This window comes from Pseudomonas sp. JL23, assembly GCF_056933585.1.
In genome coordinates, this window is the sequence record NZ_CM167795.1 from 4,904,630 (window position 1) to 4,918,480 (window position 13,851).

The following is a 13,851-nucleotide window of genomic DNA, read 5'->3' on the forward strand; positions in this document are numbered from 1 at the left end:
AAAAAGCCCGCGCATTAAAAATGCGCGGGCAGAAAGGGGGCCGCTCCCCCCCAATCGGTCACAGGCTCGATCAGTTGGCCGAACGCGATACCTCGCACCAGTAGGTACCGTTATGGACCAACTTCAGCACATCGTCCGGCGTGGCGACAAAGTCACCGTTCAAATGCATGCTGGAGCCGTCATAGACGGTCAGGCTCGATTGGAAGATGAGGGTGACTTCACGACCGGCCCAGTCGTTGTACAGATTGCCGAAACCGGTAGTGCCGGTGACGGTGAACACATCGCCATTCATAGGAAGTACAAGCGGATCGGTGGATGGAATTTGATCCACCAGCCAGCCACGGTTGGGTGCAGCGTTATCGAACTTATTGTTGTGCTCGTAAATTTTTCCGCCGGCACTGGCCAGCAAGTTATTGGTATTCAAACCGGAGAAGCTACAGCCTTCGACCGTTGCGATGGAGCCAGAAGCGTTAACCGAGACACCATAAGCCGCAGCGGTAGGGGATGAACCACTCACCTCGCAAGCCGTCAATCGCACGGTTCCCGTCTCAACGCGCCAGCCGTAACCGCTATTATCGACAGCTCGACAGTTCGTGAAGTGAATATTATCGGTTGCGAGTGGCGTACACCAGAAACCGTGGTTATTGGAGTAGGAAGAACAGCCAATGAACGTGGTATGAGCAGCCCCTCCTTCGAGTACGAAACCAATGCTATTGGGATTCATGCGGGTATTGTCGGCGTGACAGTTTACGAACGTAGCCGTACCAATACTGTCCCCAAGATTGATCCCACGCAAATAACCATAACTAAAAACATTAGTAATCTCAGCAATATCGTTACGTGCCCCCAAGTAAAGTGCAATACCGCCTCGATTGTGTGCTGCGCCTTCCATACCAGCGCCAATAGTATGGAATGGCCACATATGAACATTACTGATACGAATCACATCGTAAATAGTACCGTAGCGGATACCGTTTTTGTTGTCACCAGATACATAGTCAATAACCGATCGTGGAGCATAGTCCAAATCAATCGCTGTATCAAATCCCAGTATCTGTAAGTTACGGAGGCCAATGCCATCCATTTCATTACCGTCAACACCGTGACCAACAATCGCAGTGCCTTTAAATAGTGACGTATCTGGTTCTCCTTTTGTCGTCCCCTTGCGTATCACCGACAGGTTTTCCAACTGAGAACCCGCACTCAGGGTGATCGAGAAGTCTTTGTTCACGATCAGCGTGCTCGCCAGGCTGTGGGCCTGTTGAGAGTTCTGCCAAGGCAAAATGCCAAAAGGGCTAAACGTACCCAGCAAGCGGCAGTTTTCAGGGACGGTCAACTGGGTATCGAGCAGGTAACGGTTACGTAGTACTACCTCGCCGCCGCCCACGCCCAGGCTATTTAGTGCAGTCTGAATTGCTGCAGTGTCATCAGTGACGCCGTCACCAATTGCACCGAAATCTTCTGCATATACAGTCATGATTTTTACCTTTAAGTCAAATGATTTGGTTTTGCAGCGCTAGCTGCATTCATTTCGCTCAAAGGCGATAGCTCAAGGCTCGAGGCCTTCACATGATTCAACGTCCCGCATCGGGAACATTTGATCTGGAGCTCTGCTACTCCACCCAGACGGGCAAGAAGTCTTTTGCATTTCCCACATCTGCAATCTTTCAACATGACAGGTACCTTATTATCTGCCGGCTCGGCGCTGGATAATCAGGAAGCGTCAACTTTGCGACTGATCAGGCGAATAATCAGTTCACGAATAGCCGTGACCCCGATAAAGCCAATCGCGCCGCCGGCGCCAATGGATAAGTTGGACGGCCAGGCCATCCATTCGATGATGCTGCTGGCCGACAAGCTGAGGCCGCCACAGATCAAGGCTTCTAGAACAATGCGCAACGTACTGGTTTCCTTGGCGTCATAAAGAACGCGCAGGATAGAAATGATCACGGCCATAATTGCGCCTTGCCATGAAGAATGTGTGAGGGCCAGCCAGATGCCAGCCCAGAATGACGGATCGTTATCCGGCGTCATGGTGGCTCTCGCTAAATGAGGTGGAAGGATTGTTAAGTTAGTTGGGTACAAGAGGATTAAACTGACTGTTGCTGTGTCACTCACAAAAACAACAGCATGGAGAAAATCTACGTCATGGCGACACGCCTGTAAATACATATTTATAGTTTTTTTTAAATTTTTAAATATAAAAAACAACGACCACGCAATAACCCGGAATTAACCGGGTTATTTGTTAAAACAATACGACTCAGACAACTAGCTAGAGCACTTCACAACCGTCAGGCGACCTCTTCACTCAATAAGCCTTCTGATTCGAATACGTCCTGGGACCTGAGCAGCGCCTGATTCACTCGCGCCTCCAGGTCACGACGAATACCTGCAGCCCAGCGTTGCCGTGTACGTTCGGAGCGAACCTCGTCATCCCAGTTGGACATGTCGTACCAGGCCGCAGGCAATACCGCAGTGGAACGCTTGCCGTGGGCCGCGCCCTTGACCAGGGGAAAGCCCCAGGTGACTACACAGCGTTCGCGGAACAACGAGGGCGCCGGGGTATTGATCAGGGGAGTGAGCAGTCGAAGCGCCGCGATCTTTTGCGTCAGGTGGGTGGAGAATTTTCCGACCAGGGCGCTCCACTGCTCTTCGGACAAGGAAGAATGCAATCGTGCATGGAGCCAGCAGTCATAGATTTTCATCTCGGCCTTGCTCAGGCCATTGCCGCGCCGGGTGACCTCCCCCGGCGTAACCTGGGTCTGCCAGGACTGGCTCTTGATATCGCTCATGGTGTCGGCGGCCAGGACCCGGACGACGGCGGCTAAAACGTTTCGATAAATCATCACGCTGTGCTCCTGTTCAATGGAAAGCAGCCTCGAAATCGTCTGAATCGCAGCCCTTCGATAACGGGCCTCGCGGTGGATTTCTCGCTGGCGAAAGCAACGATATATGCATCAACGCATAAAATCAAATGCAAAATAGCATTTGCAATATGCACAAACGCGAATCAATATGCACGCCATGCACAATCGCACCGTATCGACTGTTTTAAGAGAGCTGCTGGCCCGGGACGGAATTTCCCCCACGGAACTCCATCGCCGCACCGAAGTGCCTCAATCCACTCTGTCCCGGATCCTCAACGATAAAATCGCCGATCCGGCAGACAAGCACATCTCGAAAATTGCCGAGTATTTCCGCGTGACCACCGATCAACTACGCGGGCGTGTACCCCTGGCGGCGGTGACTTCACGCGCCAATGCCGCGCATACCGAGTTGCAGGACATCAGCATCTGGGATGACCAGACGCCTCTGGACGACGATGAAGTGTCGGTCCCTTTTCTTCGCGAGGTTGAATTGGCGGCAGGATCAGGAAGATTCGTGATCGAGGAGAGCTCCAATGCATCGCTGCGCTTTGGCAAGCGCAGCCTGCGCCATAACGGCGTGCAGTTCGATCAGGCCAAATGCGTCACCGTGCGTGGCAACAGCATGTTGCCGGTACTGCGCGACGGCGCCACGGTGGGGGTCAATATCGGGAAGTCGGCCATTGGCGATATCGTCGATGGCGATCTCTATGCCATCAACCATAACGGTCAGCTGCGGGTGAAGCAGGTCTATCGCCTGCCGTCTGGCATTCGTTTTCGCAGCTTCAACCGTGACGAGCATCCGGACGAGGACTACACCTTTCAGCAGGTTCAGGAAGAACAGATAGCCATTCTTGGTCATGTGTTCTGGTGGGGGATGTTTGCCCGATAAGGGGGCAAATGCTAGCCTTGCGCCACTAACAAGGAGTGTTGAGCGATGAAACGGATATCGTTTGCTTTGGCGGCTGCGGCAACCGTCATTTGCACGCAGGCACATAGCGAAATTTTTAAATGCACGACGCCTGAAGGCAAGATCATCTATTCCTCGACCGCCTGTCCGGATGGTGTCGGCGATGTCGCCCTGCAACGACGCGGTCCGCCGCTCCTGGCGCGCGATGGTGAGCCTGCGGATCATGTCCTGATCATCAATAACAACGCCACGCGGATCCTTCAAATCCCTCTCGGCGCCAGAACCACCCTGGTTGAGTCGGACCTGTACAAAAGCAATCAGGCCATGCGCCCGCCGCCGCCGAAAGTACCGTCAAACTGCCTGGAAGCACGCTACGAGGCCGAATGCTTCGACCCTTCTGGCGGCCAGTCCACCGCCAAAGAAGCCAGTCGGATCAAGATCACTTACGGCAACTTCGAGGGCGGCAAGGTCATCGTTCATCCCTGATCGACTGCCTCAACCCACCCGCACTTCACTGATCTGAATATCCGGCGTCAGGTCGGTGTAGTTGATGATATCGGCCTGGATCACTGCCGAATGCGGGCCGATCGCATCCTGAAAAGCCTGCACCGACTCGCAATAGATATGGCACGCAGCCTCAAACATTGGCGCCGAGCCGGGAATGCCGCCGCCAATGCCCTTGTCCACCGCATACTGCTTGCAGGCGTCGCCCATCAGCGACTGCACCAGCGGCATATGCTTGTCGCGGTAGTAGTCGTGATCGAACCGGGCGCCTTCCTGGAACGGATACATCACACTGACTTTAATCACCTGAACGCCCTCGTCGTCGGAAAAAGGAAACCGTAAAAAACCCAGCCGACTCTACACCTATGCTGGTAGCCGTCTACGCTATCGCGCACAATCCCACGCCGCCTAATTTCACCCAACGCAGGAGTACCGCCATGGACGCACTGGAATGGAATGACGCCGCACTGGCGAAATACCTCGCGAGCAACACCACGTTGCAGGACGAGATCAAGGACCTGAGCGCCCACGAGCAGAAGCAGCAGACGCAGTGGGCCTTCGAGGATGAAGCCGAGGCACTGGGGATCGAGACCTGGGAGTTTGCCCTGCAATGGATAGCTGAAACCCCCGAACAGCTCAAAGAGATGCGCCTGGAAGCCCACCGTCAGGTGGCCGAGGCGCTGGGTATGGAATGGGCCGAGTATTGCGCGGTGAATGCGATTCAGGAGTGAGATTTGCGATCAAGCCCCTTTCGGGGGCGACGCATGGATGGGAGCGGATTTATCCGCGAAGAGGTCGGTACATTCGATGGATCGTCATCGATTGAAATACCGTCTTCGCGGATGAATCCGCTCCCACCTGATCACCGGGTGTCCTTGGGTGAACAGTTACTTCAGATCAAACCGATCCAGATTCATCACCTTCACCCACGCCTTGACGAAGTCCGTGACGAACTTGTCCCGGGCATCCGCACTGCCATAGACCTCGGCAATCGCCCGCAACTGCGCATGTGAACCGAATACCAGGTCGACACGGGTGCCGGTCCACTTGGTAGCACCGGTTTTGCGATCACGACCGTCGAAAGTGTCGTTGAAGCCTGGACGCCACTCGGTGTTCATATCCAACAGGTTGATGAAGAAGTCATTGGTCAGGGCTTCCGGCTGCTGAGTGAACACGCCGTGGGCGCTGTCACCGACATTGGCTTTCAGCACCCGCAGGCCGCCGAGCAGTACGCTCATTTCCGGGGCAGTCAGGGTCAGCAGTTGCGCCTTGTCGACCAACAGCGCTTCGGCAGAAACCGTGTATTGGCCCTTGAGATAGTTGCGAAAGCCATCGGCGATGGGCTCAAGGAAACCGAACGACTCGACATCCGTCTGCTCCTGAGAAGCGTCCATGCGCCCCGGCGTGAACGGCACATCCAGTTGATAACCGGCCTTGCTCGCCGCCAGCTCGACCCCGGCGCTGCCCGCCAGCACGATCAGGTCGGCCAGGGAGATTTTCTTGCCGCTTGCATTGAACTCACGCTGAATGCCTTCGAGGGTACTGAGCACGCGAGCCAGTTGTTCCGGCTGATTGACCGGCCAGTCCTTCTGCGGCGCCAGACGCAGGCGCCCGCCATTGGCGCCGCCGCGCTTGTCAGAACCACGGAAGGTCGACGCAGCCGCCCATGCTGTCGAAACCAGCTGCGAGACGGTAAGCCCCGAAGCCAGCACCTTGGCCTTGAGCGCGGCGATGTCCTGATCGTCCACCAGCGGGTGACCAACTTCGGGAATCGGGTCCTGCCAAAGCAGCTCTTGCGTTGGCATTTCCGGGCCGAGGTAACGGGCCAGCGGGCCCATATCACGATGGGTCAGCTTGAACCAGGCGCGGGAAAAGGCGTCGGCCAACTGCTCGGGATTGTTCAGGAAGCGCCGGGAAATAGGCTCGTAAATCGGGTCGAAACGCAGGGCCAGGTCCGAGGTCAGCATGCTCGGCGCGCGGCGTTTGCCCGGGTCATGGGCGTCGGGGACCTTGCCTGCGCCCGCGCCGTTCTTGGGCGTCCACTGATGGGCACCGGCCGGACTCTTGCTCAACTCCCACTCAAAACCGAACAGGTTTTCCAGGTACTCGTTGCTCCATTGAGTCGGGGTCGAAGTCCAGGTCACTTCCAGGCCGCTGGTGATGGCATCGCCACCCACGCCGCTGCCAAAGCTGCTTTTCCAGCCGAAGCCCTGCTCTTCCAGACCCGCAGCCTCCGGTTCAGGGCCGACATTGGAGGCCGGGCCAGCGCCGTGGGTCTTGCCGAAGGCGTGACCACCGGCGATCAGGGCCACGGTTTCTTCATCATTCATGGCCATGCGACCAAAGGTCTCGCGGATATCCAGTGCCGAGGCAACGGGGTCGGGCACGCCTTCCGGGCCTTCCGGGTTAACGTAGATCAAGCCCATCTGCACGGCGGCCAGGGGATTTTCCAGATTACGGCCAGCCGGACCGGTGCGGCTTTCTTCCTGACCGTGTTTTTCCGGCTCAGCGACCAGAGCGCCATCACCGGGGGGCTGGGCCTTGCCATAACGTGTGTCGCCGCCCAGCCAGACTTTCTCGTTGCCCCAGTACACGTCTTCTTCCGGCTCCCAGACGTCCGGGCGGCCGCCGGAGAAGCCGAAGGTCTTGAAGCCCATGGTTTCCAGGGCGACGTTGCCGGTGAGGACGATCAGGTCAGCCCAGGAAATCTTGCGGCCGTATTTCTGCTTGATCGGCCAGATCAGGCGCCGCGCCTTGTCCAGGCTGACGTTGTCCGGCCAGCTATTGAGCGGGGCGAAACGCTGCTGCCCTGCCCCGGCACCGCCACGGCCATCGCCGGTACGGTAGGTCCCGGCGCTGTGCCAGGCCATGCGGATAAACAGCGGGCCATAGTGGCCGAAGTCAGCGGGCCACCAGTCCTGGGAATCGGTCATCAGGGCGCGCAGGTCCTGCTTTACCGCTTCGAAGTCCAGGCTCTTGAACTCCTTGGCATAGTCAAACGCCTCGCCCATGGGGTCGGACAAGGACGAGTGCTGATGGAGGATCTTCAAATTCAACTGGTTCGGCCACCAGTCACGGTTGGTGGTGCCGCCGCCAGCGGCGTGGTTGAACGGGCATTTTGATTCGGTGGTCATGTCGGGCTACCTCAGGTAATGGTGCGGGCTTACGCCTTGTTTTTATGTCCTGATCAGGGGCACACAGGTGCAGAACCTGAATAAAGATAGCCGCGTCTGGGCACAGGTCTAATAGCCTCACTATTTGGGGGTGATAGAAGGAATCTTTTGATACATCTGTTGCAAGTGCTTAGCCTGGAATCCGCTGACTATGATTCTCGTCCCAGCGCAGCCAAGGTTCATCGGGACCGAGGATCACCGTCAGCCGATTGAACAGGTGAATGTCGGCATACAGGGCAAAGAAGCGGTTGAGCATTTCGCCAAACAGGCAGATATCGCCGTCGCCGGCAAAGCCGTTGCGATCCAGGGTGACCTGGATATCCACCCCGCGCAGTAGAAAGCCTTTCTCGAAGCGTTCCCTCTTCAAGTCATCAGAGAAAGGCGCGCTGCATGGTGTTTGACTCAATTGAAGCAATCAACTCAGGAGCTAGTTTGCGGCCTCAGCCCAACGCCGTATCCAGAAACATCATCACCGCAAACCCCAGCATCAAGCCCAAGGTGGCAGGGGTTTCGTGGCCGTTGCGGTGGGTCTCGGGAATCACTTCGTGGGAGACCACGAAGATCATTGCCCCGGCGGCCAGCCCCAAAGCAATGGGATAGCCCAGGGCAAAACTCATGGAAACACCAAGGCCGATCAGTGCGCCCAAGGGTTCCATCAGGCCCGAGCCGACGGCGATCAGCGCGGCTTTCCACGTACTGATGCCGGTTACGCGCAGGGCCAGGGCGACGGCCAGGCCTTCGGGAATATCCTGAATGGCAATGGCGGTAGTCAGCGGCAGGCCGACTTTCATATTGCCGTCGGCAAAACTGACACCGATGGCCATGCCTTCGGGCAGGTTGTGCAGGGTAATCGCCAGGACAAACAGCCAGATCCGGTTGATCCGCTGAACTTCCGGGCCTTTGCGGCCAAGGTCCTGATGCTCATGGGGGACGAAGCGATCCAGGCCGATCATCAGCGCTACACCCAGCCCCAGCCCGATCACCACGATCCCGGCGGCCAGCACCTTGTTGGTGACCAGCGCCTGCGCGGCGTCGATGCCGGGCAGAATCAGAGAGAAGGAGCTGGCGGCCAGCATCATGCCCGCAGCGAAACCCAACATGATGTCCTGGGTGCGCGCGGCAATGTTGCGCAGCACCAGGGCAAACACCGCGCCCAGTGCGGTCGCGGCAAAGCCGCCGGTGCCACCGAGCATCGCCAGGCGCAGGTGATCACCGCTGGCGCCGGTCAGCGCACTGTAGCCGCTGGCCAGTAACAGGGCCGCGACTGCCGCCAGGGTCAGCCAGAACGATACGCCTGACCAGTAATGCACCGTGCCCCTGTCGGGCGAAACCGATTCTGCCACGTGACCTCCCTACTGTTGCTGAGCACTCGATGGCGACACGAAGATGACGCCCACCGATATCAGAAACGTTTGAAGGCATTAAAAGTTTAAAAAAAGTTGCGGGGTGCGACGGGCGGTATTAGCTGGCAGCTTTTTGTGGGACCGGCTTTAGCCGGAAAATCCGCCATCCTCGAGAAACGCCAGCTCTTCCTCGGTACTCACCCGCCCCAATAGCGCATTGCGATGGGGAAAACGGCCAAAGCGCTGGATGATCTCGGCGTGCTCTTTGGCCCACTTGAAGTCCTTGGGATCCAGCGCCTGATTCAATTGCACGGCCAAGCGCTGATCGTCGTTGTTTTCCGCATGCTCGAAGGGCAGATAGCAGAATGCCCGCAATGGCCCCTCAATCAATCGGTCCAGACCGGCCTCGACCATTTGCCGTGCGTAGTAACAGGCCAGTGAATCGGTGGCAAACATATGCGCTGTGCCACGAAAGGCATTGCGCGGGTATTGGTCGAGTAACAGCAGCAATGCCAGAGCACCTTCGGCGTCGCTCAGCCAGTGTTCCAGCTCACGGCGGGCGGCCTGGAAGTGGGCGCTGTAAAAGGTCTCGCGAAACAGCTGATCAAAGTCATCGTCCTTACGGAACCAGCGCTTGGGACCGGCCTGCTTCCAGAATTCGATGATGGTTTGGGGCGTCGCCGGATTATTTGCTCTGTCGGTCAAATCGGTGCCTCGGATGGTTTTTTATTCGAGCAGGGAAATCAATCGAGGTTCGATTGACCCGGCCAGCACGTCAAGCACAACAAGCGTCACCGGCAACTTGAAGCGTCGCGGCCCGGCGCTGCCTGGATTGAGCCACAACCGCTCGCCGCGCCAGTCAATGCGCGGCTTGTGGGAGTGGCCGGTGATGACCAGCCTGATATCCGCATCCAGTTCGGCGGGGACATCGGCGATGTCATGCACTAACAAGGCCTGCCAACCTTTGAAATCCAGGCGCAGCGAGTCAGCAATGTGTTCGGCCCAGGGCAAATTCAGGTCGTTATTGCCGCGCACCACCTGCAACGGCGCGATGGCCGCCAGTTGCTCAAGAATCTCGGGCTTGCCGATATCGCCCGCATGGAGGATCTGTTCGCAGCCCTGCAATGCCGCCAGCGCCTCGGGGCGCAGCAGGCCATGGGTGTCGGAAATCACGCCGATATTCATAAATGATGATGTTTCCCTGTGGGACCGGCTTTAGCCGGGGAGACAATGCAAGGCGATAGCAATTTATCGCCCCTGCCTGAGCCTTCCCGGCCAAAGCCGGTCCCACATCAATTCTTTATCAGCCAATCAAGACGAAGCGGCTGTCAAATGCGGTATTGCGGGTTTCGAGAATGGCCTGGTATGCCGGGCTGTTGTACCAGTCGATGGCGGTCTGGCGGTCCGGGAATTCAACGATCAGGCCACGCTCGAAGGGGCTTTCGCCATGCAGGGTGGTCAACGGGCCGCGGGTCAGGAAGCGGCCGCCGACGCTTTCAATGGTCGCACCGGCAACCTCGGCGTATTGGGCTTTGGCGGCTTCGTCTTTATCGGTGATTTCAACGTACAGGTAGACGCTCATGGTGACTCCTCGGTTGATGAAAGGCGTTGATGGTTTTAACGAAGCTATCACGTCCTGGATGTTAATTTCTGCCCACGTAAAAATGGCGGAATATTCAATATGGGCAGTGAAATACTGGTCGAGGCCAGGGCACTGACGCGAGTCGCCGACGGCAGTGCTCAGGTCCTTTTGCAACCTACCCACTTCGCCCTGCGCAAGGGCGATCACGTTGCGATCACCGGCTCATCAGGCTCGGGGAAAAGCGTTTTTCTGCGCACTCTGGCGCTGCTGGATGGGGCGACTTGCGGGGAAATCCTCTGGCGCGGCCAACCTGTCGCAGATGCACAGGTGCCGCACTATCGCAGTCGCGTCTGTTACCTGTCGCAACGACCAGTGCTCCTTGAAGGCACCGTGGAAGATAACCTGCGTTTTCCCTACAGCCTCAAGGCCTCACGGCATTTGTTGTTCTCCCTCGACAAGGTTCGGGCGCTGCTGGATCGCGCCGGCAAAGGCACGGGCTTTCTGGCCAAGACCGCAGGTGATCTGTCAGGCGGCGAAGCACAGGTGGTGTCCCTGATCAGAACCCTGCAACTGGACCCGAACGTGCTGCTGCTGGATGAGCCCACGGCGGCGCTGGACCCGGTATCAGCCAGGGAAATCGAAGCGCTGATACAGGCCTGGTTCAATACTGATGCCGCGCAGGAACGAGCCTTTATCTGGGTCTCCCATGACCTGGATCAGGCTCGACGCATGGGCGGCAGCCACTGGACCATGGACGCTGGCGTAATGACAGGGCCGCAAGCGCAATGAACTATCAGAATCTTTCCGTCACCGACCTGGCCATCGCCGCCGCGCTGATCCTGATCAACGGTCTGCTGTCCGTACTCTTGAAACTGGACCTGGGGCGGCAGTTGCTTTTGGCGGCGGTGCGGACCGTGGTGCAATTGCTCGCCATCGGCTATTTGCTGGGCTGGGTTTTCCAGTTCGCCTATTGGTATGTGGTATTGCCACTGATGTGCCTGATGACCCTGATTGCCGGTATTTCTGCCGCCGGACGCGGCAAGCGTGGCTACAAGGGGCAGTACGTCGACAGCATCGTGTCGGTATGGGTCAGTTCATGGCTGATCGCAGCTGTCGGGTTGTTTGTGGTCATTCGCATTCGCCCCTGGTATGAGCCGCAGTATGCGATCCCGATCCTGGGCATGATTCTGGGCAATACCCTGACCGGCGTATCCCTGGGCATCGAGCGCATGAGTCAGGAACTCACCTCCGGACGCGGCACGGTGGAGATGATCCTTGCCCTGGGCGGTTCGCGCTGGGAAGCGGCGCAGGTGGCCGTGCGCCAGGCAGTACGGGCGGGGATGATCCCTACCCTCAACCAGATGAGCGTGGTGGGCATCGTCAGCCTGCCGGGCATGATGACCGGCCAGGTATTGGCCGGGGAGAGCCCGGTGGATGCGGTGCGCTATCAGATCGTGATCATGTTCCTGATTGCCGCCTCGGCAGCGCTGGGTACAGTGGGTGCAGTGCTGATGACCTACCGACGGCTGTTTTCGACGGACCATCGATTTTTGCTGCATAAACTCAAGGTGCGGGCCTGAAGGCGATATCCCGGTGGGGGCCGGCTTGCTCGCCATGGCGCCCGATCATTCACCGCTGCCCTTGCGAGCGCTTCGCACCCGATCGCCAGCGAGCCGGCTCCCACGAAAGCGTCTTCTGCCACTCGGCAATGGCAATGCCGATCAACAGCCACATACCACCAATCGACAACCCGGCCAGCACGTCGCTGAGGTAATGCAGGCTGAGGAACAGGCGGCTGAAACACACAGAAGCCACCACTGCAGCAAACCAGAACCCCACTTCGACCCGCCGCTGGCGGCGCGTGAGCGTGCTCGCCAGCATGTAACCGATAAAACCCAGAACCACCGTAGAAGCCGTGGCGTGCCCGCTGGGGAAAGAAGGGTTGAGTTCGACGATGCCATCGAGAAACGGTGGCCGGGTACGGTTGACGATGTATTTGAAAACCCAGGTAGTGAATTCGGCGCCGACGAATGCCACCCACAGGGGGATGACGCGCTTGTACCGATCTGCCCAGAACAGCAGCGCCGAAACCGTGGCCACGGCCAGGGTTGCGAAGATAACTGTGCCGGGGATCGTCAATAGCAAAAACAGATGCAGCAACCAGGGCGCACGAAACGCCGTGAGCGAGTTATTGACTGCAGTGTCCAGTACCAGTTGACCGGGCCACTTCATCACCAGGGTCGCCAGCACCACCAGCCACACGGCCAGTGCACCGGCCACCTGCAACAGGCGAAGAATCAGCCCGGCCGGCTCGGTCATGGGGCGTTGCACGTCGTCGCCAAGTCGCTCTTCGGGGGTCAGGAAGAAATAACGGACAGCCATGCGCAGGCCCAGAATCACCAAGACAAACGCCACCAGAAACAACACGGAATCAAGAAAGGTATTCACTGCAAACCCTTGGAACACAAACCCTGCGACGGTTTCACAGGCCCGACGACAACTATGCCGTGGAAAAAGTAAAGGCGGCGTGAAAAATCGGTAGGGGAATGGTGCCCGCAAGCAAGTTTCATGTTGCGGGCGCAGTTTCTGTGTGTGTGTGTGTGTGTGCGTAATTCGCTCCCACAGAGTTTCGGTCATTTGCGCAGATTGCGTTACATTCAGGCAACCGCATTGCGCTTGAGAATGGTCAACTGCATCGTGCGGCGATGGCGAAAGCCGAGTATTTCATAAAGCCGGATCGCCGAGACATTGGCGGTCCGCACATGCAGAAATGGCAATTTGCCCAAACCCTGGGCCCGGGCCGCCAACAGCTGCACCAGGGTCCCGGCCAGCCCCTGGCCCCGATGGCTTGCCGCAGTACACACCCCGCTGATCTCCACAGCATGGCCCAAGGTCAGACGCTCACCGGCCATGGCCACCAGTTGTGCGCTTTCCCACACCCCCGCGTAATAGCCGCAACGAATGGTCTCGGCGCTGAACGGGCCGGGCTGTGTCCGGGCAGCCAGATCAAGCATCTGCTCGACATCATCCGTACTCAACGCCGTCACCCTGTCCGCCCCGACAATGGCCGATGCGATGGGCTGCCCGCAGACGAACTGCTCAAGGTTCTCGACATTGACCACCTGCCAGTGCGGCGACGGGCTGACGGGCCAGGCCGTGTCCAGGGCGATGATTTCCTCAGGTTCAGTGAGGCTTGCCAGTTGGGCAAAGGCTTCGGCAGAGGGTTCAAGCAACCCGGCAAAGCGCGACACCGCCGGGTTGTAAATGGCGGCCAGTGGCGTGGCAGTGCGCAGAGGAGCGTGGGGGCCGCTCAGGGCATGCCAGACGGGGTTGTCCAGTTCGAAGTCGATAGTTTCCAAGGCGCTGTTCTTCTGGTGACTGAATCGAGACATAGACTCTATGATGTCAGCTCGCGAATCACCATAAAGATGTTGCTGCCGATCAGCGATCACAGTGCAACCCAAGGCAGGCA

Annotated in this window: 17 protein-coding genes and 2 pseudogenes; 5 read left to right on the forward strand and 14 right to left on the reverse strand. The window is 58.0% G+C overall.

Annotated elements, in window-relative coordinates; all coding sequences use genetic code 11:
• Nucleotides 1-70: 70 nt before the first annotated feature.
• The 5 genes and pseudogenes from AC1Z24_RS22610 to AC1Z24_RS22630 all read right to left on the reverse strand — a co-directional run bounded on the left by AC1Z24_RS22610 (nt 71) and on the right by AC1Z24_RS22630 (nt 2,852).
• Nucleotides 71-1,084 carry a right-handed parallel beta-helix repeat-containing protein gene (locus AC1Z24_RS22610; RefSeq protein ID WP_483746688.1) on the reverse strand — a complete coding sequence of 338 codons (1,014 nt, stop codon included), beginning with the start codon at nt 1,082-1,084 and terminating at the stop codon, nt 71-73.
• A gap of 279 nt (nt 1,085-1,363) precedes the next feature.
• Nucleotides 1,364-1,477: pseudogene (locus tag AC1Z24_RS22615) on the reverse strand (glycosyl hydrolase family 28-related protein); the annotation flags it as partial.
• An 11-nt stretch (nt 1,478-1,488) separates the two neighbouring features.
• The gene (locus AC1Z24_RS22620; RefSeq protein ID WP_483742790.1) at nt 1,489-1,674 is read right to left on the reverse strand and encodes a Com family DNA-binding transcriptional regulator; all 186 of its coding nucleotides are present in this window, start codon (nt 1,672-1,674) and stop codon (nt 1,489-1,491) included.
• A 39-nt stretch (nt 1,675-1,713) separates the two neighbouring features.
• Nucleotides 1,714-2,034 carry a phage holin, lambda family gene (locus tag AC1Z24_RS22625; protein WP_483742791.1) on the reverse strand — a complete coding sequence of 107 codons (321 nt, stop codon included), beginning with the start codon at nt 2,032-2,034 and terminating at the stop codon, nt 1,714-1,716.
• A gap of 260 nt (nt 2,035-2,294) precedes the next feature.
• Complete coding sequence (locus AC1Z24_RS22630) at nt 2,295-2,852, reverse strand: hypothetical protein (RefSeq protein WP_483742792.1); 558 nt, start codon at nt 2,850-2,852, stop codon at nt 2,295-2,297.
• Nucleotides 2,853-3,027: 175 nt separating this feature from the next.
• On the opposite strand from AC1Z24_RS22630, the gene AC1Z24_RS22635 reads away from it, so the two are divergent.
• Both AC1Z24_RS22635 and AC1Z24_RS22640 read left to right on the forward strand, forming a co-directional pair.
• Nucleotides 3,028-3,759, forward strand: coding sequence for a S24 family peptidase (locus AC1Z24_RS22635; protein WP_483746689.1), 732 nt, complete (start codon nt 3,028-3,030; stop codon nt 3,757-3,759).
• Nucleotides 3,760-3,804: 45 nt separating this feature from the next.
• A complete protein-coding gene (locus tag AC1Z24_RS22640) occupies nt 3,805-4,263 on the forward strand; it encodes a DUF4124 domain-containing protein (protein WP_483742793.1) in 459 nt (152 codons plus the stop codon).
• Between the two features lie 9 nt (nt 4,264-4,272).
• On the opposite strand, the gene AC1Z24_RS22645 is transcribed toward AC1Z24_RS22640, so the two are convergent.
• On the reverse strand, nt 4,273-4,587 hold the full coding sequence (locus tag AC1Z24_RS22645) for an EthD family reductase (protein WP_259102034.1): 315 nt from the start codon (nt 4,585-4,587) through the stop codon (nt 4,273-4,275).
• A gap of 131 nt (nt 4,588-4,718) precedes the next feature.
• Between AC1Z24_RS22645 and AC1Z24_RS22650 the strand changes: the two genes are divergently transcribed.
• Nucleotides 4,719-5,012: a DUF6388 family protein gene (locus AC1Z24_RS22650; protein ID WP_483742794.1), complete on the forward strand. Its 294-nt coding sequence runs from the start codon at nt 4,719-4,721 to the stop codon at nt 5,010-5,012.
• A 156-nt stretch (nt 5,013-5,168) separates the two neighbouring features.
• Here AC1Z24_RS22650 and katG read toward each other — a convergent pair whose 3' ends face one another.
• The 6 genes and pseudogenes from katG to AC1Z24_RS22680 form a co-directional block, all read right to left on the reverse strand.
• Nucleotides 5,169-7,415, reverse strand: coding sequence for a catalase/peroxidase HPI (gene katG / locus AC1Z24_RS22655; RefSeq protein ID WP_483742795.1), 2,247 nt, complete (start codon nt 7,413-7,415; stop codon nt 5,169-5,171).
• 169 nt (nt 7,416-7,584) lie between these two features.
• A pseudogene (locus tag AC1Z24_RS22660) lies at nt 7,585-7,812 on the reverse strand (type VI secretion system baseplate subunit TssF); the annotation flags it as partial.
• 82 nt (nt 7,813-7,894) lie between these two features.
• Nucleotides 7,895-8,764, reverse strand: a complete 870-nt coding sequence (locus AC1Z24_RS22665; RefSeq protein WP_483746690.1) for a ZIP family metal transporter — start codon at nt 8,762-8,764, stop codon at nt 7,895-7,897.
• 180 nt (nt 8,765-8,944) lie between these two features.
• A complete protein-coding gene (locus tag AC1Z24_RS22670) occupies nt 8,945-9,502 on the reverse strand; it encodes a DUF924 family protein (RefSeq protein ID WP_483742796.1) in 558 nt (185 codons plus the stop codon).
• A gap of 21 nt (nt 9,503-9,523) precedes the next feature.
• Nucleotides 9,524-9,982 carry a metallophosphoesterase family protein gene (locus tag AC1Z24_RS22675; RefSeq protein WP_483742797.1) on the reverse strand — a complete coding sequence of 153 codons (459 nt, stop codon included), beginning with the start codon at nt 9,980-9,982 and terminating at the stop codon, nt 9,524-9,526.
• A gap of 118 nt (nt 9,983-10,100) precedes the next feature.
• Entirely contained in the window at nt 10,101-10,379 is a 279-nt protein-coding gene (locus AC1Z24_RS22680) for a DUF1330 domain-containing protein (protein WP_483742798.1), read from the reverse strand.
• Between the two features lie 99 nt (nt 10,380-10,478).
• Between AC1Z24_RS22680 and AC1Z24_RS22685 the strand changes: the two genes are divergently transcribed.
• Entirely contained in the window at nt 10,479-11,168 is a 690-nt protein-coding gene (locus tag AC1Z24_RS22685; protein WP_483742799.1) for an ABC transporter ATP-binding protein, read from the forward strand.
• Nucleotides 11,165-11,959, forward strand: coding sequence for an ABC transporter permease (locus AC1Z24_RS22690; RefSeq protein WP_483742800.1), 795 nt, complete (start codon nt 11,165-11,167; stop codon nt 11,957-11,959). Before AC1Z24_RS22685 ends, AC1Z24_RS22690 begins: the two co-directional genes overlap by 4 nt.
• Nucleotides 11,960-12,008: 49 nt before the next feature.
• On the opposite strand, the gene AC1Z24_RS22695 is transcribed toward AC1Z24_RS22690, so the two are convergent.
• Both AC1Z24_RS22695 and AC1Z24_RS22700 read right to left on the reverse strand, forming a co-directional pair.
• Nucleotides 12,009-12,827, reverse strand: coding sequence for a phosphatase PAP2 family protein (locus tag AC1Z24_RS22695; protein ID WP_483742801.1), 819 nt, complete (start codon nt 12,825-12,827; stop codon nt 12,009-12,011).
• Nucleotides 12,828-13,036: 209 nt separating this feature from the next.
• Nucleotides 13,037-13,771 (reverse strand): GNAT family N-acetyltransferase, encoded by a 735-nt coding sequence (locus AC1Z24_RS22700; protein WP_483742802.1) that lies wholly within the window; start codon nt 13,769-13,771, stop codon nt 13,037-13,039.
• Between the last annotated feature and the right edge of the window lie 80 nt (nt 13,772-13,851).